Genomic DNA, 18,349 nt, shown 5'->3' with positions numbered 1-18,349 from the left:
GCGGCAGCGCAAGATCGTTCATGGTGGGTGTGGTCTCCGGGAAATGGTTCGGATCGGCTTAAGCAACCAAATCCTACGTCATTTCCGATCAGATCCCGAGCAGCCAGCCAGTATTCGACCGTCGCTGGCGCCTCCGCCCACTGAGGCCTTGTGCTTCCTCCAGCGAGTCAAGCCGATCACCATGCGTGTCGCCAGTTCTGGTGCTCACCCACGTGCCATTTGCGATCTTGTGTCGGTGAGAGCACCGCAAGCACCTCCCCTGCTAGAGGGCAAGGCGGCTTGCGTCGCCCGTGTTGTTACTATTCTTCGCTGTAATCGGAGTTTTTTTTGTGGCTTCGGAATCGGGACATTCGGCTTTGCAAAAAAATAGGCCGTCGTGGTCGATCGTCACGCCCCCGAGTTCGGCGGCACGATGGAACGACAACGGCAGCGCAAGCTCCATTTGCGCGAGGGGCTCGTCCCTTCAACTACTTGATGCATTTGCGCTTTGCGTACCTCCGTGCATGTTGCTCGATGCCAGGCGGAGACCTCTGTCTAAAAGATCGCGCATCGATGCAACGCCCACGCGTAGATCGCCATCATCGCGGCGATCGCTTTGCCGGGATCGCCGCAGCCGTTTTCGAGCACGACAACCATGCCAGCGGTGTCGGCAGCGATGCGCATGCAAAAATTCACAGGTGCATTCTAGCCAAAATGCTAGCTGCCCAGCAAATGTCCGGCATTTCGCAAGGCCCCTAGGAAGAGACTGGCATGGCCGTTGGCATCGATCTTGGCCTGCATCGACAGGGGCATGCTGTGCCAGTTCTCCAAGGGCGCAGTGAAATGTGAGAACGTACCGTTGACGATGCAATGGTGGGTAACAAGGCCCTGTCTGTCCAACGCCAGCACGCCGATCTGGTCGCCCTGATATCGGATGGCTGCGACCCGCTGGACCCCCGCATCACCGTCGACCCGCACGTCGAAAAGCAGGATGCCGCGGCTCCTGGTGGCTACCTCGGCGGCCTTTTCAGCGAAGCTTAAGGAGAGCGAGCGGACGCTTTCGACGGCCAGCCGTAAAACCATCAAATCCAGTTCATCCACTGCCATAAGGTACCTGCGCGTAACACATGGGTGATAGCAATCGACCACACCGCTTGTTCACAGATGTCGGCTCACGACCGATCATTCAGGGTTTGCCGGTCGTCCATTGACCGAGGGCGTGCTCCGGTTCGAACCGATCCTGATGCGGAATGCGCTGGATCTACGGAACCCGAGGAGCAGGCCAGCCAAAGTTGCCGCGACATTCGATGTCGTGATCATTCCAGACATCTGCATCGGCGTCGCTGAACATCCCACTGGTAAGTCCGTTCTCTTGCGGCAAGCCCATCCTCGGGCCGTCTTGTACCTGAAACCCTCGCGGTGGCGTCCCTCGAAGCTCGGGACCGCCGGGCGCTTGATCGTCGAGAACTTTGTTTACGAAGGTCCGGACCTCCTGCAGAGCTTATTCTGGTGCGCTCGCCTTTGAGCATTCCGCTGAAGCGTGACGTTTCGCTAGTCAGTGTTCCTTGCAGGCTCACCGCGAGGGCGCCTTGCACACAGCTGCACGTCAGCGCATGAAACTCGTCCCCCGTTCACTTCACAAAATGGATTTCCTGAAGTACTGGGAGCGCAGAGAAATCTCCGGTCGCAGCCTACCCGGTTAAAACAAGGACCCAAAAATGAAGACTCTCGTCGTCTGCTCCGGCGGATTGGACTCCGTTACCCTTGCTCACAAGGTGGCAGCGGAGCACGAACTCGCCGGCCTCCTATCTTTCGATTACGGCCAACGGCATAGGAAGGAATTGGGCTTCGCCGCCCTTTGCGCGGAGCGACTGAGCGTCCCGCACCGCATCATCGACATCCACGAGATCGGCGGCGGCCTTTCCGGCTCCGCGCTGACCGATAATGTGGACGTGCCCGACGGGCACTACGCCGAAGACACGATGAAGGTCACGGTGGTGCCGAACCGGAACGCCATCATGTTGGCCATTGCCTTCGGCTTCGCCGCAGCGCACGGCGCTGAGGCGGTGGCGACGGCCGTGCATGGTGGGGATCATTTCATTTATCCCGACTGCCGTCCGGCCTTCATCGACGCTTTCCAGATGATGCAGGACCACGCGCTCGACGGCTACGCGGAGATTCGCATTTATGCACCCTATGTGAATCTCACGAAGGCGGACATTGTTAGGAATGGAGCAGCATACGGCACGCCGTTTGCGCAGACCTGGTCCTGCTACAAGGGCGCCGAGCGTCACTGCGGGAGGTGCGGGACCTGCGTCGAGCGGCGCGAGGCGTTTCATCTCTCTGGGCAGCCGGACCCCACCGACTACGAGGACTCCGACTTCTGGCTCGATGCGCTGCGAAGGAGGACCGCGTAATGTTCCGCATCACCAAGGAATTCCACTTCTCAGCCTCGCATCAGCTCACCTCGTTGCCACCCGATCACCAATGCGCGCGCCTGCACGGGCATAACTACATCGTTGAAGTGGAGCTTTCAGCGAATGGACTGAACGACAACGGCTTCGTGCGCGACTATCACGATTTGGCGCCATTCAAACGCTACATCGACGAGAGCTTCGACCACCGACATCTCAACGACGTGCTGGGACATGAGCAAGTCACGGCGGAATATCTGGCCAGACATTTTTATGAATGGTGCAAGGCACGCCTGCGCGAAACCTCGGCCGTGCGGGTGAGCGAAACGCCGAAAACCTGGGCGGAATACCGGCCATGACCGATACGCATCCCGCAATCCGCGTGAGTGAGATTTTCGGGCCGACGATCCAGGGCGAGGGCGTGCTCATCGGTTTGCCCACGGTCTTCGTCAGAACCGGCGGGTGTGACTATCGCTGTTCCTGGTGCGACAGCCTGCATGCGGTGGACAATCAATTCCGGCATGAATGGGAGATGATGTCCATTGGCGCGGTGTGGCAAAACGTGCTTGCGCTTTCCGGTGGCCGCCCGCTGATGGTATCGCTGTCAGGCGGCAATCCGGCCATCCAGCCGCTCGGCGCGCTCATCGAGCGAGGCCATGGTGAAGGTTACCGTTTTGCGCTGGAAACCCAAGGTTCGGTGGCCAGGGGCTGGTTTGCCGACCTTGACGTGCTAGTCCTCAGCCCAAAGCCGCCGTCAAGCCAAATGACGACCGATTGGGCCGCTTTCGAGGCGTGCCTCCAGGCGGCACAAGGCAGGCCGCAAGTCGTGCTCAAGCTCATTGTTTTCGACGAAAGGGACTACGCCTACGCGAAAGACGCCGCTGCGAGATTTCCGCGACTTCCGATCTATCTGCAACCCGGCAATCACACGCCGCCACGCCCCGCAAATGAAGACGCTCCTGTCGACCTTGACGGAATATTGAAGCGCATGGAGTGGCTGGTTGATGCCGTGACCCGCGACAGGTGGTTCGAAGCCCGTGTGCTGCCGCAGCTGCACGTTATGCTCTGGGGTAACAAGAGAGCCGTCTAGCCTAGTTTCCGTCCACAAACGAGCGCATTTTGCAGCGTTTACAATGGCTTGTGCCGTACTGGATAGGCCTTTTGACGGACATAGTCAGGGTTAGGAGCGCTGATTGTCGAGAAAATGATGTCATCGGCACATCAGGCGCACGCCATGAGGGCCGGCAAATGGCCGGCGCGACGCAAGCGCGATACCTTGCGCGGAATCAGGTTGACTTGAGACGAGTGAAGAGGACGAGGTTGTAGGCCACGACCGAGGACCAGACGTAGGCCTTGAAGTGGTCAAGCCCGCGCCAGGTGCAGCGTGCCAGGCCGTAAGCGCGTTTGAGGCAAGAGATGCCGGCTTCGATGCCGGCGCGGAAGTTGCGGAGCTTGCGATAGACCCACTTGCTTCTGACCATGTCCTCGATCCTGAGGCCGGCCTTCTTATGGAAGGCCATGTCGGAGACGCCCCACGCCTTCGCTGTGGCCAGGTTGTCGCGGGTGGCGAAGCCGCCATCGGCCGCCGCTTGCCGCGGCGCTTGACCATAGAGGTCGATGTGACGCTCCAGCATCGGCAGCAAGCGGTCGCTGTCGGCCGGGTTGCCTTTCTCGATCACCAGATCGAGGATCATGCCGCTCCTGCCGGTGGTCAGGTTGAGTTTGTGGCCGTACTCGGTGTCGCGACTGCCTTTGACGATGATATCGGCATGCGATTCGAACAGGCTGACCAACTTCTCGCCGGCTGGCACCGGCTCGCCGGCCAACACCCGCCGCTCGCTCTGTCTGATGATGCGTTCGATCAGCGGCCGAAAGTGACGAACCTGAGCCTGCCACAGTGCGATGGACGGAGTGCTCGCCACTACCAGTCGCTCGCTCGTCTGCTTCAGATAGGCCAAGGTCGCGCGGGTGATTGCGATCAGCTCGCGGTAGAGTTGGACCCGATTGGGCCGACCGCGCGTGAACTGGATTTTGCGGTTGCGCTTCTTGGCTGCGCGGCAATGATCGCACCATGATGAGCCGGAGCCGCCGACCAAGGTATCGGCCCGCTTCAGCAGGCGCACCATGACCCGCACAGCATCCCAAAGCAGGCTGCTGTCGCTCGGCTCGTGTATGAGTGCCGAGGTCACGGTGCTGTCCAGCCGCACCACCGCGCCATCTTCCAGCCTCGCTTGCCGCGCGCTCGACAGCAGCGTCCGATTGATCGCCTCCCAGGTCTCGGGCCGGATCGCGCTGATCGTCTTTTGCAGCACCGACTTCTGTGGGCTCCACGACCATGGCAGGCGGGCAAAGGCGCGAAACGAGGCGGAGTCCTCAAGATGGAACGCCAGCTCCTGGTAGCTTAGTTGCCGGTACTGCTTGAGGATCGCGCAGCGCAACACCGCTTCGGCCGGCAGGCCCTGCCGTCCCGTAGCCTTGACGCCGACCCGGACCAAATCGCGGGCCACCAAGCCAAGCAGATTGCGATGCTCGTCCAGCCATCGCGACATCGCCTTCAACTCGTGGCCGATCTCGTGCGTGGCGAAAACATCGAATATATTGGCTTGGACGGTGCGTTCTTGGCGCATTGTCGGCTCCGGCGGTGGCAGGGATTTGGACTCAGTGGCATGATCCAAGATACCTGAAACCGCCGGGCCTCGCTCGCGCAAAGCTACGATTCACTAAACAAAATCAAACAGTTGCCGTTTATGGATGGAAACTAGCCTAGGCCCGCTTTTCACTGAAACTGCGCCGGCGGATATTCGGGTGGACGGGTTGTCCCACGCTTGACGGCGCTGCCGGGGTGCTTGCGGACTTCTGCCACCGGCACCAGGAGCGTGGCCAGCCGCTTACGACTCGGATTGTTGCCGAGGCTCGGTTTCGACGGGCGTCCCTAGCGCGAACCAATAAGGTTAGCGCGAGCCACGCGTGGATAGTATGGTGGTGCGATGCGGCGGCGCCCGCTGCAGCTGGCACGGTCCTTGCGGATTCTTGTTGCAAGGCCGAAGGGAGCTGTTGGCCGACAACCATGATCTGGCCAGGACGATTGTCGACTGCTTCCGATACAGAAAACAGGCCGGACGTGGCGCTTTAGGGACTGCGGAATGGAATACGGCGCCGGAAGGCACGACCGGACGATATCGTCGCTATGCCAAGACGCGTCTGGTCCGCTCCGAATCCTGTCTTGACACGACGGTCGGCAGTCAACAGTGAAAAACATAGCGCAATCGGTTCACGATCGACTGAGAACCATGACCGTTCCTCTGCGGTGCTCAGACTGCCGCTGAGTGCCTGGCCGTTCCACTTTCGAAATATTTGTCGAACTTTGCCGCGATGCTCCTGACAAAGGGCCGGCTTTCCGCAGGCACGACGAAGCGGTCACCATCAAGTTCAAGCAACCGCGCAGGATCTTGGAGGGCCGTGGAACTCGCTCGGACGAGAAGTCTTTGGCCGGCTTTGCCAAAGCGCTCCACCAGTACGATCGCCGAGAAGCCGAAGTCACACATCAGCCGCTCGATGATCCAGCCGCGAACACGGTCGTCTTCGGAAAGCGCAATGCCACGGACCGCAGCCAGCCCGCCGTTCTCGACCATGCGCCCATACTCGGCGGTCGAAGGCATGTTCTGTGCATAGCCCTGGCGAAACTGGCTGATGGATGACGGGCCAAGGCCGATCAAGGTCTCGCAGCGATCCTCGGTGTAGCCCTGAAAGTTCCGGCGCAGTGTTCCTGCGCGGGCGGCAAGCGCGAGGGCATCGCCCGGTTTGGCGAAATGATCGAGCCCGATTGCTTCGTATCCCTGGTCCATGATCGCCCGCGCTGCCAATTGCGATTGGGCAAACCGCTCCGCCGGACCCGGCAGCCAGGCCTCGTCGATCATCGTCTGATGTTTCTTGAACCACGGCACATGGGCGTAGCCAAAAAGCGCGATCCGATCCGGTTCCAGGGTCAGTGCCTGTGCAACCGTGAAGGCGACGCTCTCCCTGGTCTGATGCGGCAGGCCGTAGAGCAGATCGAGATTGACCGATTCGACGCCGCGCGAACGAACGCCATCAACAACCGTCTTGGTCTGCAGAAAGCCCTGCTCGCGGTTGATCGCTTTCTGCACCTTCGGGTCGAAATCCTGGACGCCGAGGCTCGCCCTTGTCATGCCGATTTCGGCAAGTGCATCGAGGCGGGCATCGTCCATATCGTTGGGTTCGATCTCAACGCTGATCTTTGCACCGGGGAGAAAGGTGAAGCTGTTGCGCAGGACGGTTCCCAGCGCCACGATATCTTCCGGTTTGAGCATCGTCGGCGAACCGCCGCCGAAATGGACGGCACGCACGCGGCCCTTGCCTGCGACAAGACTGGAGACGGTTGCGATCTCGGCATGCAGTGAGCGCAGATATGTGGTCACTGGTTCGTAGTGGCGTGTCTGCTTGGTGTGGCAAGCGCAGAACCAGCAAAGCTTGTCGCAATACGGGATGTGCAGATAGAGCGAGATCTCATCGCCATCGTTGAGCGCCTGCAGCCAGCCACGACAAATTGCAGCATCAATGCCTGTATGAAAATGCGGCGCTGTCGGATAACTGGTATAGCGCGGGACGTTCTCGCCAAGTCTGGCAGCTAGCTGCAGTCGCATGTCGTGGTCCACCGTGTTTGCGTCGCCGGAACTGTGGATGCTTGGATGAGCCTAAGCCCTGATTTCGATCAACCTTCAGCACGGACAAACTGCCGCAAGGATTTTTCTACCGTCGATTGCTATCCTGCCCGCACTGGACCGGTAGAGCGATCGAATGACATTACGGCAGGACATTCACAGTTCCGGCATTCCCGTTCTTTGCCTGTCTTGCGAGGCACGGCACCGCGGTGTCTGTGGTGCGCTCGAACCAGACCATTTGGCTCAGCTCGCCAAGACGTCGTCGCGGCACAATATCGAGCCGGGGGTCGAACTGATCGGCGACGCCGAGGCGGTCGACTGTTATTCAAACGTGCTTTCAGGCGTGGTGAAGCTGACGAAGAGCCTTTCGGACGGCCGCCAGCAGATCGTCGGTCTCCAGTTCGCGCCGGATTTTCTGGGACGGCCCTTCAAGATGAAAAGTGCGATCAATGCGGAAGCGGCAACAGCTGTCTCGCTATGCTCGTTTCCGAGAGCGGCCATCGAACGGATGATGAAGGAATCACCGGAATTTGTGCATCGCCTGCTCAAGCAGGCGCTGAACGAACTCGACGAGGCACGCGAATGGATGGTGACTCTGGGGCGCAAGACCGCACCGGAGAAGGTGGCGAGCTTTCTCCTCATGATCGCCCGGAACATCGGTTCCAGTGTTGACCCGGCGGCCAGCTCGGCGCGCTTCGAGCTGCCGATGACGCGTGCCGACATCTCTGATTTCCTTGGAATTACAAACGAGACCGTGAGCCGTCAGCTGACCAGCCTGAGAATGGACGGCGTGATTCGGATCGAGAACAACCGCCGTGTCACCGTGGACAGCATGAGCCGGCTGGAACGGCGCTGCGGCGGCCGAGGCGCAACCGCCGTTTGAATGACACCGAAGCTGCATGGCCTACGTCACTTACTTCGTTCGGGGCAGGGCATGCTCGCGTTGGGCTTAGAAGAAGTCGCATAGCGATAGCCCGCTCTCCATCCGATCGGATGAGCCAGGTGCGTTTCGGCCAACTCGTCGGCGAAGCATCCATCCTCGAGGTGCTCGACGTGCAACCGGCTGTTCCAGGCAGGATCGCACTCGGCCGAAGTCAATACGCCTCATACGCAGGGGAAAATCGCCGTTACCCCGAATCATGAATGTCACGAAGGCAGCGCAACGCTGGCGCTGGCTGTCCCAAGGCATTGAAACGATCGAGGTTCGGCAAGGCATCTGCCTACTTTCCAGCGTCACAGAAGGCGCGCTTCCCCACACGCCCGCGATCGCCTCTATACCCGACCCGACCCGGGACGCCGGGCCTGTCCATAAGCGTGGCGGCCGATGCTGCGCTTCCACATTCGATCGCCGCAGTCTGATCGCACCGAACTCGATGCTGCTCGAAGCAAAATCGTGCGGCTCTGACATGGATCAGGGCGAGCAGGCCACGGCTGCGCAATAAGGCACTGCGGTTTGGCGCCCGCCGGAATTGGAAATCGGGGCTTGCGATGAAATTCGGCACAGAGATCGTCCTTCTAAGCCTGTTTGCATTTGCGGCCCTGGTGGCTGCCGGCTTCGGCGTAGATGAACCTTTTCGGCGGCATATGTGGGTTTTGTTCTTCGCCGTGGCTGGCTTCACTGCGATTCTGTTGCGCAACACGGAGTTCAAGCCGGCAGTTCCGATCGACCCCGCCGCTTACATGGATGGGCCAATCCGCTATGGCGCCATCGCCACCGTATTCTGGGGCGTCGTCGGCATGCTGGTCGGCGTGGTCATCGCCCTGCAGCTCGCCTACCCGGATCTCAACCTCCAGCCCTGGTTCAATTTCGGCCGACTGCGGCCGCTGCACACATCCGGTGTTGTGTTCGCTTTCGGCGGCAACGCGCTGCTCTGCACGTCCCTGTATGTCGTCCAGCGCACCTGCCGCGCTCGGCTGTTCGGCGGCGATCTCGCCTGGTTCGTGTTCTGGGGCTATCAGCTGTTCATCGTCATGGCCGCGACCGGCTACCTGCTCGGTATCACCGAGAGCCGGGAATACGCCGAGCCCGAATGGTATGTGGACCTGTGGCTGACCGTTGTCTGGGCCGCCTATCTCATCCTGTTCCTCGGCACGATCCTAAAGCGCAGGGAACCGCACATCTATGTCGCCAACTGGTTCTACCTTGCCTTCATCGTGACCATCGCAATGCTACATGTGATCAACAACCTGTCGATGCCGGTCTCCTTCCTGGGCTCCAAGAGCTATTCAGCCTTCTCCGGCGTACAGGACGCCCTGACGCAATGGTGGTACGGCCACAATGCCGTCGGCTTCTTCCTCACCGCCGGCTTCCTCGGGATGATGTATTATTTCGTGCCCAAGCAAGCCAACCGACCGGTCTATTCCTACCGGCTGTCGATCATCCACTTCTGGGCTTTGATCTTTCTCTACATCTGGGCCGGTCCGCACCACCTCCACTACACCGCCCTGCCGGACTGGGCCCAGACGCTCGGCATGGTGTTCTCGATCATGCTCTGGATGCCCTCGTGGGGCGGCATGATAAACGGCCTGATGACGCTCTCGGGCGCCTGGGACAAGCTGCGCACCGACCCGATCATCCGTATGATGGTGATGGCCATCGCCTTCTACGGGATGTCGACCTTCGAAGGCCCGATGATGTCAATCAAGGCCGTCAACTCGCTCTCTCACTACACCGACTGGACCATCGGTCACGTCCATTCGGGCGCGCTCGGATGGGTTGGCATGATCTCGTTCGGCGCGATTTATTTCATGGTCCCGAAGTTATGGAATCGCGACCGGCTTTATTCGCTGCGGCTCGTCAACTGGCACTTCTGGCTGGCGACGCTTGGGATCGTCGTTTACGCCGCGGTGATGTGGGTCTCCGGCGTCATGCAGGGCCTGATGTGGCGCGAATACAACGAGCAGGGCTTCCTGGTCTACTCCTTCGCCGAAACCGTTGCCGCCATGCATCCCTACTACATCATGCGTGCCATCGGCGGCGCGATGTATCTGTCGGGCGCCCTCATCATGGCCTGGAACATCGCCATGACCATCCTCGGCTACCAGCGCGAGGAGGATCCGATGCCGCGCTCCATCCCCGCCCTCCAGCCTGTGCGATCAGGAAAATGGGCTTGATGGACAGACACGCGGTCATCGAGAAGAACGCCACACTTCTTCTCCTCGGGTCCCTGCTGGTCGTAACGATCGGCGGTATCGTCGAGATCGCGCCGCTCTTCTATCTCGACAACACCATCGAGAAGGTGGAAGGCATGCGGCCCTATTCGCCGCTCGAGCTCGCCGGGCGCAACATCTATGTGCGCGAGGGCTGCTACCTCTGCCATAGCCAGATGATCAGGCCGTTCCGCGACGAGGTCGAGCGCTACGGCCACTATAGCCTGGCGGCCGAGTCGATGTACGACCACCCGTTCCAGTGGGGCTCGAAGCGCACCGGGCCGGATCTCGCCCGGGTCGGCGACCGCTACTCGAACGGATGGCACGTCCAGCATCTCACCGAGCCGCGTTCGGTGGTGCCGGAATCGATCATGCCGAGCTACGCGTTCCTGAAGGACATGCCCATCGAGGTGAAGGATTTCTCGACGCATCTGATCGCCAACAGCCGTGTCGGTGTGCCCTATTCAGACGACATGATCGCTCATGCCAATGCCGATCTCATGGCGCAGGCCGATGCGAATGCCGACACATCGGGCCTGGAGAGACGCTATCCGAAAGCCAAGGTTGGGGACTTCGACGGCGATCCACAGCAGGTCACCGAAATGGATGCGCTGGTCGCCTATTTGCAGATGCTCGGCACGCTGGTCGATTTCAGGACCTATGACGAAGCCGCCGGTTACCGCTGAGGAGAATGGCGATGACCTACAATTTCATGCGGGAGTTTGCCGACAGCTGGGGCCTGCTTGCCATGGCGCTTTTCTTCCTCGGATGCGTTGCCTTTGCACTTCGTCCCGGCAGCCGCAGGCAAGCCGAGAGAGCCGCTCACATTCCTCTCAAGGAGGACTGATCATGGGCAGCGAGCATATCGACGAGGTTTCGGGTATCTCGACGACCGGCCATGAGTGGGACGGCATCAAGGAACTCAACAACCCGCTTCCGCGCTGGTGGGTCATCACCTTCTACATCACCATTGCCTGGGCGATCGGCTACACCGTCATCTATCCGGCATGGCCGATGCTGACTTCCGCGACCAGGGGTGTGCTGGGGTATTCGAGCCGCAGAGACGTCAAGAATGAACTGGCGGCGGCCGAAGTGGCCAAGGGTAAATTTGTCGCTGCCATTCAGGCGAAGACCGTCTCCGAGATTACTGCCGACGATACGCTACGCGAATTCGCCGTCGCCGCAGGTGGCGCCGCGTTCAAGGTCAATTGCGTGCAGTGCCATGGCTCGGGCGCTCAAGGGTCCAAGGGTTTTCCCAACCTAAACGACGACGATTGGCTGTGGGGTGGCAACGCCGAACAGATCCAGCAGACGATTGCGCACGGCATCCGCTTCGCATCAGACCCGGATACGCGCCTGTCGGAAATGCCTGCTTTTGGCGACATCATCACGACGGATCAGATCAAGCAGGTCGGCGCCTATGTCGCAAGCCTCTCCGATCCTGTTCAGGACACAAGCCTGATCGAACTCGGCGCCAATGTTTTCGCCGAGAATTGTGCGGCCTGTCATGGTGAGAATGCAAAGGGCAACAGGGAGCTCGGCGCACCCGACCTGACCGACGCGATCTGGCTATACGGGTCTGGCGAAACAGCCATCGCCGCGCAGGTCCGCGCGCCGAAGCACGGCGTCATGCCGGCCTGGATCGGGCGTCTCGGCGAGATCAAGGCCAAGGAACTCGCGGTCTATGTCCATTCGCTTGGTGGCGGAGAATAGGTACGCAGCCTATTCTCGTCCTCCCCCCCACCGCCAAGCGACGAGGCCCGGCGCGAGCCGGGCCTCGGCATCATCCAGAAACCGATGGGTCGCTGGTGACTGGAGCTTCTCGTGCTCGATAACACGCAAATAGAACGGCTCGAAGCCGATGCGGTCAACTCCGCCAAGACCCGTCAGCCGCTCTATGCCGCACGCAAGAAGATCTTCCCGGCCCGGGCCTCTGGCAGTTTCCGCCGCTTCAAGTGGTCGGTGATGGCAATCACGCTGGGGATCTACTACCTGACACCCTGGCTGCGGTGGGATCGCGGGCCATTTGCCCCGGACCAGGCCGTGCTGGTCGATCTTGCCAACCGCCGCTTCTATTTCTTCTTCATCGAGATCTGGCCGCAGGAATTCTATTATGTGGCCAGCCTGCTGGTCATGGCCGGTATCGGCCTTTTCCTGATCACATCCACCGTCGGCCGGGCCTGGTGCGGCTATACGTGCCCGCAGACCGTGTGGGTCGATCTGTTTCTGGTCGTCGAGCGAGCCATCGAGGGCGACCGCAACGCGCGCATCAAGCTCGATGCCGGTCCCTGGACTGCGCGCAAACTCGTGCTGCGAACATCGAAACACGCCATTTGGCTGGTCATAGGGGTGCTGACCGGCGGCGCCTGGATCTTCTATTTCGCCGATGCGCCCACGTTGCTTGGGGAACTCTTCACCGGCACCGCCGCCCCCATCGCCTACATCACCGTGCCCGTGCTGACGGCGACGACCTATACGTTCGGCGGGCTGATGCGCGAGCAGGTCTGCACCTACATGTGCCCATGGCCGCGCATCCAGGCGGCCATGCTCGACGAGAATTCCCTCACCGTCACCTATAATGACTGGCGCGGCGAACCGCGCTCGCGTCACGCCAAGAGGGTCCTTGCCGCCGGGCAGCCCGTCGGCGACTGCGTCGACTGCAATGCCTGTGTCGCGGTGTGCCCGATGGGGATCGACATTCGTGATGGCCAGCAGCTTGAATGCATCACCTGCGCGCTCTGCATCGATACCTGTGACGGTATCATGGACAAGCTCGGCAGGGAGCGCGGACTGATTTCCTATGCGACGCTGGCCGACTACAACGCCAACATGATGCTGGCGACCCCGGGCGGCTCCGGTTCAGTCAACCCGTCACTGGTCAGGAGCGCTGACGGCCTGTTCTCCGACAAGGTGGCCCGTTTCCATATCCGCAAGATCTTTCGCCCGCGCACCTTCATCTACATGGGCGCCTGGTCGGCGGTCGGTCTCGCGCTGCTCTATTCGCTGCTGACCCGCGAACGGCTCGAATTGAATGTCCTGCACGATCGCAACCCGCAGTTCGTGACGCTGTCCGACGGTTCGATCCGCAACGGCTACACCGTCAAGCTGCTTAACATGATCCCCGAACCAAGAACGATCATTGTCACGATGCAGGGCCTGCATGGAGCCGAAATGAGCGTTGTCGGCATCGACCTGCCGGCGGATCGCTCCTTCGCCATCCCGGTCGAACCCGACCGGCTGAAGATGCTCAAGGTTTTCGTGCGTCAGCCGGCAGATCAGGTTCGGGGTACAGCGCAAAACTTCAAGTTCCGGGTCGAAAACAAGGCAACGTTCGAGTCGGACGAATATACGGCCACTTTCAACGCACCGGAGAGCGCCAGATGAGCGACACCTCGCGACAATCCCGCGAATTCACCGGCAGGCATATGCTGTTCACCATCCTTGGCTTCTTCGGCGTGGTCATAGCGGTCAATCTGACGATGGCGACGCTCGCCAACACAAGCTGGACCGGGCTTGTCGTCGAAAACATCTATGTGGCGAGCCAGCAGTTCAACAGGAAGGCCGAGGAAGGGCGCGCGCAGGCAGCCCTTGGCTGGACTGGCAAACTGACCATCGCAGGCGGTGAGGTCCGCTACAGCCTCACCGATGCTGTCGGCAAGCCGGTTGCCTTGCATGGCGTCAAGGTGCTGTTTCGTCATCCCGCCTACGAGGCCGAGGACAAATCCGTCACTCTTGAGGCTGCCTCCGGTCAGATATTCGCCGCGCACCACATGCCCACGGATGGCGTCTGGATCGTCGAAATCGACGCCGATGCGAGCCTTGCGGAACCCTATCGCGACGTTCGCCGGATCATGATTTCCCACGGGGCGCTGCAATGAGCTGCTGCGCGCCAGGCGCCGAAATGGCATTGGACCTGGAAAAGGTCACACTGGTCCTGCCTTCTGGCCAGGAAATCAGACTGGCGAGCCGCTCGATTGGCGAAAATCTTCGCCAGACCGACCTCTCGGTGCCGGCCGTGCATTGTGCCGCCTGCATCCAGACGATCGAGACGGCGATCGGCAAGCTGGATCGCGTCGAAGGCGCTCGTGTCAATCTTTCAACGAAACGTGTTTCGGTCCGGTGGCGCGGCGACGAGGTTCCGCCATTCGTCGCCACACTTGGACGGCTGGGCTATGGCGCGCACCTGTTCGATCCCGAGGCTGACGGGAAGGACAGGACGCTCTCGGAACTGATCCGCGCCGTCGCGGTCGCCGGCTTTGCGGCGGGCAACATCATGCTGCTATCAGTCTCCGTCTGGTCCGGCGCGCAAGGCGCGACCCGCGACCTGTTCCATTGGGTCTCGGCCTTGATTGCCATTCCTGCGCTCGCTTTCGCCGGCGGCATCTATTTTCGCTCGGCCTGGAATGCGCTGCGCCACAGCCGCATGAACATGGACGTGCCGATCGCGGTCGGGGTATCGCTCGCTTACGCCATGAGCCTCTACGAGACGATCAACCATGGCGACCATGCTTATTTCGACGCGTCGGTGTCGCTGCTGTTCTTTCTGCTGATCGGCCGCACGCTGGATCACGTGATGCGGGAACGGGCACGGACGGCCGTAAACGGACTGGCTCGGCTGGCGGCGCGCGGCGCCATGGTGCTGCGCGAGGATGGTTCGCGCGACTACTTGCCGGTTGGCGAGATCGAACCAGGAATGGAGCTCTTGATTGCGGCTGGCGAGAGGGTGCCCATCGACGGCAGGATCATTGGCGGGGCATCGGATCTCGACTGTTCCCTGGTTTCCGGGGAAAGCACGCCCAGAACGGTGGGCCCGGGGGCGCAGGTCCAGGCCGGTACACTCAATCTCACCGGTCCGCTGACCATCGAGGCGACGGCCGCCGCGAAGGATTCGTTCCTGGCCGAAATCGTTCGGCTGATGGAAGCGGCAGAGGGCGGCCGCGCCCGCCATCGCAGGATCGCCGATCGCGTCTCCGCGCTCTATGCCCCCGTGGTCCACCTCACCGCCTTTGTGACGTTCCTCGGCTGGATGGCGGCGACCGGCGACTGGCACCGGGCAATAACAATCGCGATCGCCGTTTTGATCATTACATGCCCGTGTGCGCTCGGTCTCGCCGTGCCGATCGTGCAGGTGGTCGCTGCGCGGCGGCTGTTTGAAAGCGGCGTCATGGTCAGGGACGGCTCCGCCATGGAGCGCCTGGCGGGGATCGACACGGCATTGTTCGACAAAACCGGCACGCTTACGCTCGGACTGCCCAGGCTGATCAATGCGCCGTCCATCGATCCGACGATGCTCGCCATGGCGGCCGAGATGGCAGCGCATTCCCGCCACCCCTTTTCGAAGGCAATCGCTGGCAATGCAGCCTTTGCCGGCCAGCCGAAACTCGCGTCCGTCAGCGAGCATCCGGGCTTCGGCATCGAAGCCATCGCCGAGGGCAGTACCTGGCGGCTGGGTCGCCGCGGATGGCGTGAGTGGAAAGCTCGGATCGGCGGCGAAGGCAAACAAGGCTATGGCGGAACCGTTCTGACGAAGGACGGGGTCATTGTCGCGACTTTCGATTTCGAGGATGAGCTGCGTGCCGATGCCAAGGCGGCCATCGAGCAACTGAACGGCGCCGGCGTGTCGGTGGAGATGCTGTCGGGCGACACAGAAGCTGCCTGCGGCGAAGTCGCGGAAGCACTGGGCGTCGAGCGCTTCGTTCCCGCGTTGCTTCCCTCCGGGAAGGTCGAACACATCGAAGCATTGACGCGAACTGGCCACAAGGTGCTGATGGTCGGCGATGGGCTCAACGACACGCCTGCATTGGGCGCCGCACACGTTTCGATCGCTCCGGCCACGGCGGCGGATATCGGTCGCAACGCCGCGGATTTCGTGTTCCTGCGTAAAAGTCTTCTGGCGGTCCCACTTGCTTTAGACATTTCGCGGAAGGCCGGACGGCTGATCCGGCAGAACATCGCCATCGCGATCGTTTACAATGGCATCGCCGTGCCGGTCGCCATTCTGGGGCACGTTACGCCACTGATCGCGGCGGTCGCGATGTCCGCCTCGTCCCTCCTGGTCATCGGCAATGCGCTACGTCTGCAAGGTTTCGTGTCAAATGCATCGGTGCAAGATGCCCGACATGACAGGCGCTCGGACATTGGCGCACTGGCACAATCCTCATGACGACGCTCGCCTACCTCATACCTGTGGCCCTGTTCCTCGGAGCGCTTGGGCTGGCGGGGTTCCTGTGGGCCTTGAGGAGCGGCCAATATGAAGATCTCGATGGCGCCGCCGAGCGGATCCTGATCGACCGCGACGAGCCACGCAGTTGACCCAGCCTGCCCTGCGAGGACTCGCTCGAATATTTTCCGCGGTTGCTTCGCGTCATGCCGATTTCGGCGCGCGACGGGTGCGAACGGATCAGCCAGAATACGTTGCCGAACTTTCGGCCAGGAAAGGGCCGCACCGAACGGGAAGCCGGCCATTCCATGATGACCTGACCAGACCATGGTGTGGCGGTCGACCAGTCGACCGTGAACCCGCCGTTGCCGCGTTTATCGAGCCTGGTTGATCCAGATCAGGGTTATCTCTTCATAGGCATGGTTTCATTGAGCATTTTTGAACGGAGAACGGATGTCTAACGGACGGTTAGGTCGCGTGGAGACGCTTGGGGAGATGAGCCGCAAACCGTGGATCGATTGCGATGCGTTCCAGTGCCCTTCGTCGCAGATAGCCGACGCAATGGCGGCACGCTGATGGCCGGCTCTGTCGATACATTCGACGTTATTGTCGTCGGAGCCGGGCCGGTCGGACTTTCCTTCGCCGCGTCGCTTGCCCAGAGCCGACTCAAGGTGGCAGTGGTTGAACGGCAGTCGCTCGAAAGCCTGGCGAATCCGGCTTTCGACGGTCGCGAGATCGCGCTGACCCACGCATCGGTTGGAATCCTTCGCGAGCTCGGCGCTTGGGATGCCATCCCCGCTTCGGACAAATCACCGCTACAAGGCGCGCGCGTGCTCAACGGATCGAGCCCTTTCGCCCTGAGCTTCGATTCTCCCAGCGGATCTGGGGAACCACTCGGAATTCTGGTCCCAAATTGTCGGATCCGCGACGCCCTGTTCAAGATTGTCCGCTTCCAGGATCATGCCCGGCTGCTGTGCGGCCACTCGGTCCTCAATGCAACAACCAGCCACAAAGAAGCAGTCATAAGGCTCTGTGATGGCAGGCAATTGGCCGCTCGGCTGCTCGTTGCAGCGGATTCGCGTTTGTCCGCGACGCGCGACCTGCTCGGCATTGGCGCCGACATCAATCGGCTTGGCAACTCCATGCTGATTTGCCGGGTGAGGCACGAGCGCGCCCATCACCAGATCGCGGTCGAATGGTTCGATCACCATCAGACGATAGCGATGTTGCCGCTCATGGAAGGCGTATCGTCGCTGCTTCTCACTTTGCGCTCAAGCGAGGCCGACAGACTGCTTGCTCTCGACGACGATTTGTTCCTCATGGAATCGACGAGCCGGTGTCGAGGACGCCTCGGAGAGATGACCTTGGCAAGCACCCGCCATGCCTATCCGCTGGTCACGACCTGGGCGCACAAGTTCTGGGCTCCGAGTGCGGCACTGATCGGCGATGCTGCCCTCGGCATGCACCCGGTGACCGCGCATGGCTTCAACATCGGCCTCAGTGGCCAGAAGCAACTCGCCGATAGAATCCTGGCGGCATGTCGCGAGCGCCGCGACATTGCTGATCCCGACATACTCGGCAGATACGAAAGCCGGCTGCGTCTGTCGGCGGCACCGCTCTATCATGCTACGAATGCACTTGTCGCTCTCTACTCAGGCGAGCACCCGGCGGCACGGCTTGCAAGACATGCAGGGCTTCGCTTTGCCCAATATCTTCCCTTTATCCGCCATGGCATTTCGGCCATGCTCAGGCGGTGAATCGCAGGCAGCGCTGCCGCTCTGGAACGCTATCTCGGCCCGGCTTCCTTTTGTCTCGCCGGGCGTTTTGATGCCGTTCGTAAGGCTGCTTCCATGGTGACGTTGCCGATCCTGGGATGATTCGGATCAAGGCACGCGTGCGGGCGAGACCTTGATGGTCAGACGGCAAGGCCAAGAGCAGACGTGCGCCCCGAAGACATGGTGAGCGCA

18 protein-coding genes are annotated in these 18,349 nt (G+C 61.1%); 14 read left to right on the top strand and 4 right to left on the bottom strand.

The genetic code is table 11. The features are described from left to right. Nucleotides 1–534: 534 nt before the first annotated feature. Together NKH59_RS28895 and NKH59_RS28890 are read right to left on the bottom strand one after the other, a co-directional pair. Nucleotides 535–663 (bottom strand): hypothetical protein, encoded by a 129-nt coding sequence (locus tag NKH59_RS28895; RefSeq protein WP_352516155.1) that lies wholly within the window; start codon nt 661–663, stop codon nt 535–537. Between the two features lie 33 nt (nt 664–696). After that, nucleotides 697–1,086 (bottom strand): hypothetical protein, encoded by a 390-nt coding sequence (locus tag NKH59_RS28890; protein ID WP_352516156.1) that lies wholly within the window; start codon nt 1,084–1,086, stop codon nt 697–699. Between the two features lie 611 nt (nt 1,087–1,697). Between NKH59_RS28890 and queC the strand changes: the two genes are divergently transcribed. Genes queC through queE form a run of 3 tightly spaced genes read left to right on the top strand, consistent with a single transcriptional unit; the run spans nt 1,698 to nt 3,483 of the window. Further along, nucleotides 1,698–2,396 (top strand): 7-cyano-7-deazaguanine synthase QueC, encoded by a 699-nt coding sequence (queC, locus tag NKH59_RS28885; protein WP_031194962.1) that lies wholly within the window; start codon nt 1,698–1,700, stop codon nt 2,394–2,396. After that, nucleotides 2,396–2,752 (top strand): 6-carboxytetrahydropterin synthase QueD, encoded by a 357-nt coding sequence (gene queD, locus NKH59_RS28880; protein ID WP_023722053.1) that lies wholly within the window; start codon nt 2,396–2,398, stop codon nt 2,750–2,752. Before queC ends, queD begins: the two co-directional genes overlap by 1 nt. Then, nucleotides 2,749–3,483: a 7-carboxy-7-deazaguanine synthase QueE gene (queE, locus tag NKH59_RS28875; protein ID WP_352813731.1), complete on the top strand. Its 735-nt coding sequence runs from the start codon at nt 2,749–2,751 to the stop codon at nt 3,481–3,483. The genes queD and queE overlap by 4 nt, the downstream gene beginning before the upstream one ends. Nucleotides 3,484–3,679: 196 nt before the next feature. On the opposite strand, the gene NKH59_RS28870 is transcribed toward queE, so the two are convergent. Together NKH59_RS28870 and hemN are read right to left on the bottom strand one after the other, a co-directional pair. Beyond that, nucleotides 3,680–5,020: an ISNCY family transposase gene (locus tag NKH59_RS28870; RefSeq protein WP_352480272.1), complete on the bottom strand. Its 1,341-nt coding sequence runs from the start codon at nt 5,018–5,020 to the stop codon at nt 3,680–3,682. Between the two features lie 684 nt (nt 5,021–5,704). Continuing rightward, entirely contained in the window at nt 5,705–7,054 is a 1,350-nt protein-coding gene (gene hemN, locus NKH59_RS28865; RefSeq protein WP_352922867.1) for an oxygen-independent coproporphyrinogen III oxidase, read from the bottom strand. 154 nt (nt 7,055–7,208) lie between these two features. Between hemN and NKH59_RS28860 the strand changes: the two genes are divergently transcribed. The 11 genes from NKH59_RS28860 to ubiM all read left to right on the top strand — a co-directional run bounded on the left by NKH59_RS28860 (nt 7,209) and on the right by ubiM (nt 18,139). Further along, nucleotides 7,209–7,955 (top strand): Crp/Fnr family transcriptional regulator, encoded by a 747-nt coding sequence (locus tag NKH59_RS28860; protein WP_352922869.1) that lies wholly within the window; start codon nt 7,209–7,211, stop codon nt 7,953–7,955. A 256-nt stretch (nt 7,956–8,211) separates the two neighbouring features. Further along, nucleotides 8,212–8,514 (top strand): hypothetical protein, encoded by a 303-nt coding sequence (locus NKH59_RS28855; protein ID WP_352618969.1) that lies wholly within the window; start codon nt 8,212–8,214, stop codon nt 8,512–8,514. A gap of 46 nt (nt 8,515–8,560) precedes the next feature. Further along, nucleotides 8,561–10,186, top strand: a complete 1,626-nt coding sequence (gene ccoN / locus NKH59_RS28850; protein WP_353023764.1) for a cytochrome-c oxidase, cbb3-type subunit I — start codon at nt 8,561–8,563, stop codon at nt 10,184–10,186. After that, nucleotides 10,177–10,908, top strand: a complete 732-nt coding sequence (gene ccoO / locus NKH59_RS28845; protein WP_352493086.1) for a cytochrome-c oxidase, cbb3-type subunit II — start codon at nt 10,177–10,179, stop codon at nt 10,906–10,908. The genes ccoN and ccoO overlap by 10 nt, the downstream gene beginning before the upstream one ends. Nucleotides 10,909–10,919: 11 nt before the next feature. Continuing rightward, nucleotides 10,920–11,069: a cbb3-type cytochrome c oxidase subunit 3 gene (locus tag NKH59_RS28840; protein ID WP_352955583.1), complete on the top strand. Its 150-nt coding sequence runs from the start codon at nt 10,920–10,922 to the stop codon at nt 11,067–11,069. A gap of 2 nt (nt 11,070–11,071) precedes the next feature. Further along, nucleotides 11,072–11,935: a cytochrome-c oxidase, cbb3-type subunit III gene (ccoP, locus tag NKH59_RS28835; RefSeq protein WP_353023762.1), complete on the top strand. Its 864-nt coding sequence runs from the start codon at nt 11,072–11,074 to the stop codon at nt 11,933–11,935. A 111-nt stretch (nt 11,936–12,046) separates the two neighbouring features. Then, nucleotides 12,047–13,606: a cytochrome c oxidase accessory protein CcoG gene (gene ccoG, locus NKH59_RS28830; RefSeq protein WP_353023760.1), complete on the top strand. Its 1,560-nt coding sequence runs from the start codon at nt 12,047–12,049 to the stop codon at nt 13,604–13,606. Beyond that, nucleotides 13,603–14,100, top strand: coding sequence for a FixH family protein (locus NKH59_RS28825; protein WP_353023758.1), 498 nt, complete (start codon nt 13,603–13,605; stop codon nt 14,098–14,100). Before ccoG ends, NKH59_RS28825 begins: the two co-directional genes overlap by 4 nt. Next, entirely contained in the window at nt 14,097–16,385 is a 2,289-nt protein-coding gene (locus NKH59_RS28820; RefSeq protein WP_352864727.1) for a cation-translocating P-type ATPase, read from the top strand. Before NKH59_RS28825 ends, NKH59_RS28820 begins: the two co-directional genes overlap by 4 nt. Continuing rightward, nucleotides 16,382–16,534 (top strand): cbb3-type cytochrome oxidase assembly protein CcoS, encoded by a 153-nt coding sequence (ccoS, locus tag NKH59_RS28815; RefSeq protein WP_023679633.1) that lies wholly within the window; start codon nt 16,382–16,384, stop codon nt 16,532–16,534. The genes NKH59_RS28820 and ccoS overlap by 4 nt, the downstream gene beginning before the upstream one ends. 423 nt (nt 16,535–16,957) lie before the next feature. Further along, nucleotides 16,958–18,139 carry a 5-demethoxyubiquinol-8 5-hydroxylase UbiM gene (gene ubiM / locus NKH59_RS28810; RefSeq protein WP_353023766.1) on the top strand — a complete coding sequence of 394 codons (1,182 nt, stop codon included), beginning with the start codon at nt 16,958–16,960 and terminating at the stop codon, nt 18,137–18,139. Nucleotides 18,140–18,349: the final 210 nt, after the last annotated feature.

The sequence above is a fragment of the Mesorhizobium sp. M0998 genome (assembly GCF_040318885.1).
GTDB lineage: Bacteria > Pseudomonadota > Alphaproteobacteria > Rhizobiales > Rhizobiaceae > Mesorhizobium.
This window is presented reverse-complemented; position numbering and strand designations above follow the sequence as displayed.

What these genes read in the sequence shown, in the direction of transcription:
- NKH59_RS28895 (WP_352516155.1), bottom strand. Translation starts at nt 663, where the DNA reads ATGCGCATCGCTGCCGACACCGCTGGCATGGTTGTCGTGCTCGAAAAC.
- NKH59_RS28890 (WP_352516156.1), bottom strand. Translation starts at nt 1,086, where the DNA reads ATGGCAGTGGATGAACTGGATTTGATGGTTTTACGGCTGGCCGTCGAA.
- queC (WP_031194962.1), top strand. Translation starts at nt 1,698, where the DNA reads ATGAAGACTCTCGTCGTCTGCTCCGGCGGATTGGACTCCGTTACCCTT.
- queD (WP_023722053.1), top strand. Translation starts at nt 2,396, where the DNA reads ATGTTCCGCATCACCAAGGAATTCCACTTCTCAGCCTCGCATCAGCTC.
- queE (WP_352813731.1), top strand. Translation starts at nt 2,749, where the DNA reads ATGACCGATACGCATCCCGCAATCCGCGTGAGTGAGATTTTCGGGCCG.
- NKH59_RS28870 (WP_352480272.1), bottom strand. Translation starts at nt 5,020, where the DNA reads ATGCGCCAAGAACGCACCGTCCAAGCCAATATATTCGATGTTTTCGCC.
- hemN (WP_352922867.1), bottom strand. Translation starts at nt 7,054, where the DNA reads ATGCGACTGCAGCTAGCTGCCAGACTTGGCGAGAACGTCCCGCGCTAT.
- NKH59_RS28860 (WP_352922869.1), top strand. Translation starts at nt 7,209, where the DNA reads ATGACATTACGGCAGGACATTCACAGTTCCGGCATTCCCGTTCTTTGC.
- NKH59_RS28855 (WP_352618969.1), top strand. Translation starts at nt 8,212, where the DNA reads ATGAATGTCACGAAGGCAGCGCAACGCTGGCGCTGGCTGTCCCAAGGC.
- ccoN (WP_353023764.1), top strand. Translation starts at nt 8,561, where the DNA reads ATGAAATTCGGCACAGAGATCGTCCTTCTAAGCCTGTTTGCATTTGCG.
- ccoO (WP_352493086.1), top strand. Translation starts at nt 10,177, where the DNA reads ATGGGCTTGATGGACAGACACGCGGTCATCGAGAAGAACGCCACACTT.
- NKH59_RS28840 (WP_352955583.1), top strand. Translation starts at nt 10,920, where the DNA reads ATGACCTACAATTTCATGCGGGAGTTTGCCGACAGCTGGGGCCTGCTT.
- ccoP (WP_353023762.1), top strand. Translation starts at nt 11,072, where the DNA reads ATGGGCAGCGAGCATATCGACGAGGTTTCGGGTATCTCGACGACCGGC.
- NKH59_RS28825 (WP_353023758.1), top strand. Translation starts at nt 13,603, where the DNA reads ATGAGCGACACCTCGCGACAATCCCGCGAATTCACCGGCAGGCATATG.
- NKH59_RS28820 (WP_352864727.1), top strand. Translation starts at nt 14,097, where the DNA reads ATGAGCTGCTGCGCGCCAGGCGCCGAAATGGCATTGGACCTGGAAAAG.
- ccoS (WP_023679633.1), top strand. Translation starts at nt 16,382, where the DNA reads ATGACGACGCTCGCCTACCTCATACCTGTGGCCCTGTTCCTCGGAGCG.
- ubiM (WP_353023766.1), top strand. Translation starts at nt 16,958, where the DNA reads ATGGCCGGCTCTGTCGATACATTCGACGTTATTGTCGTCGGAGCCGGG.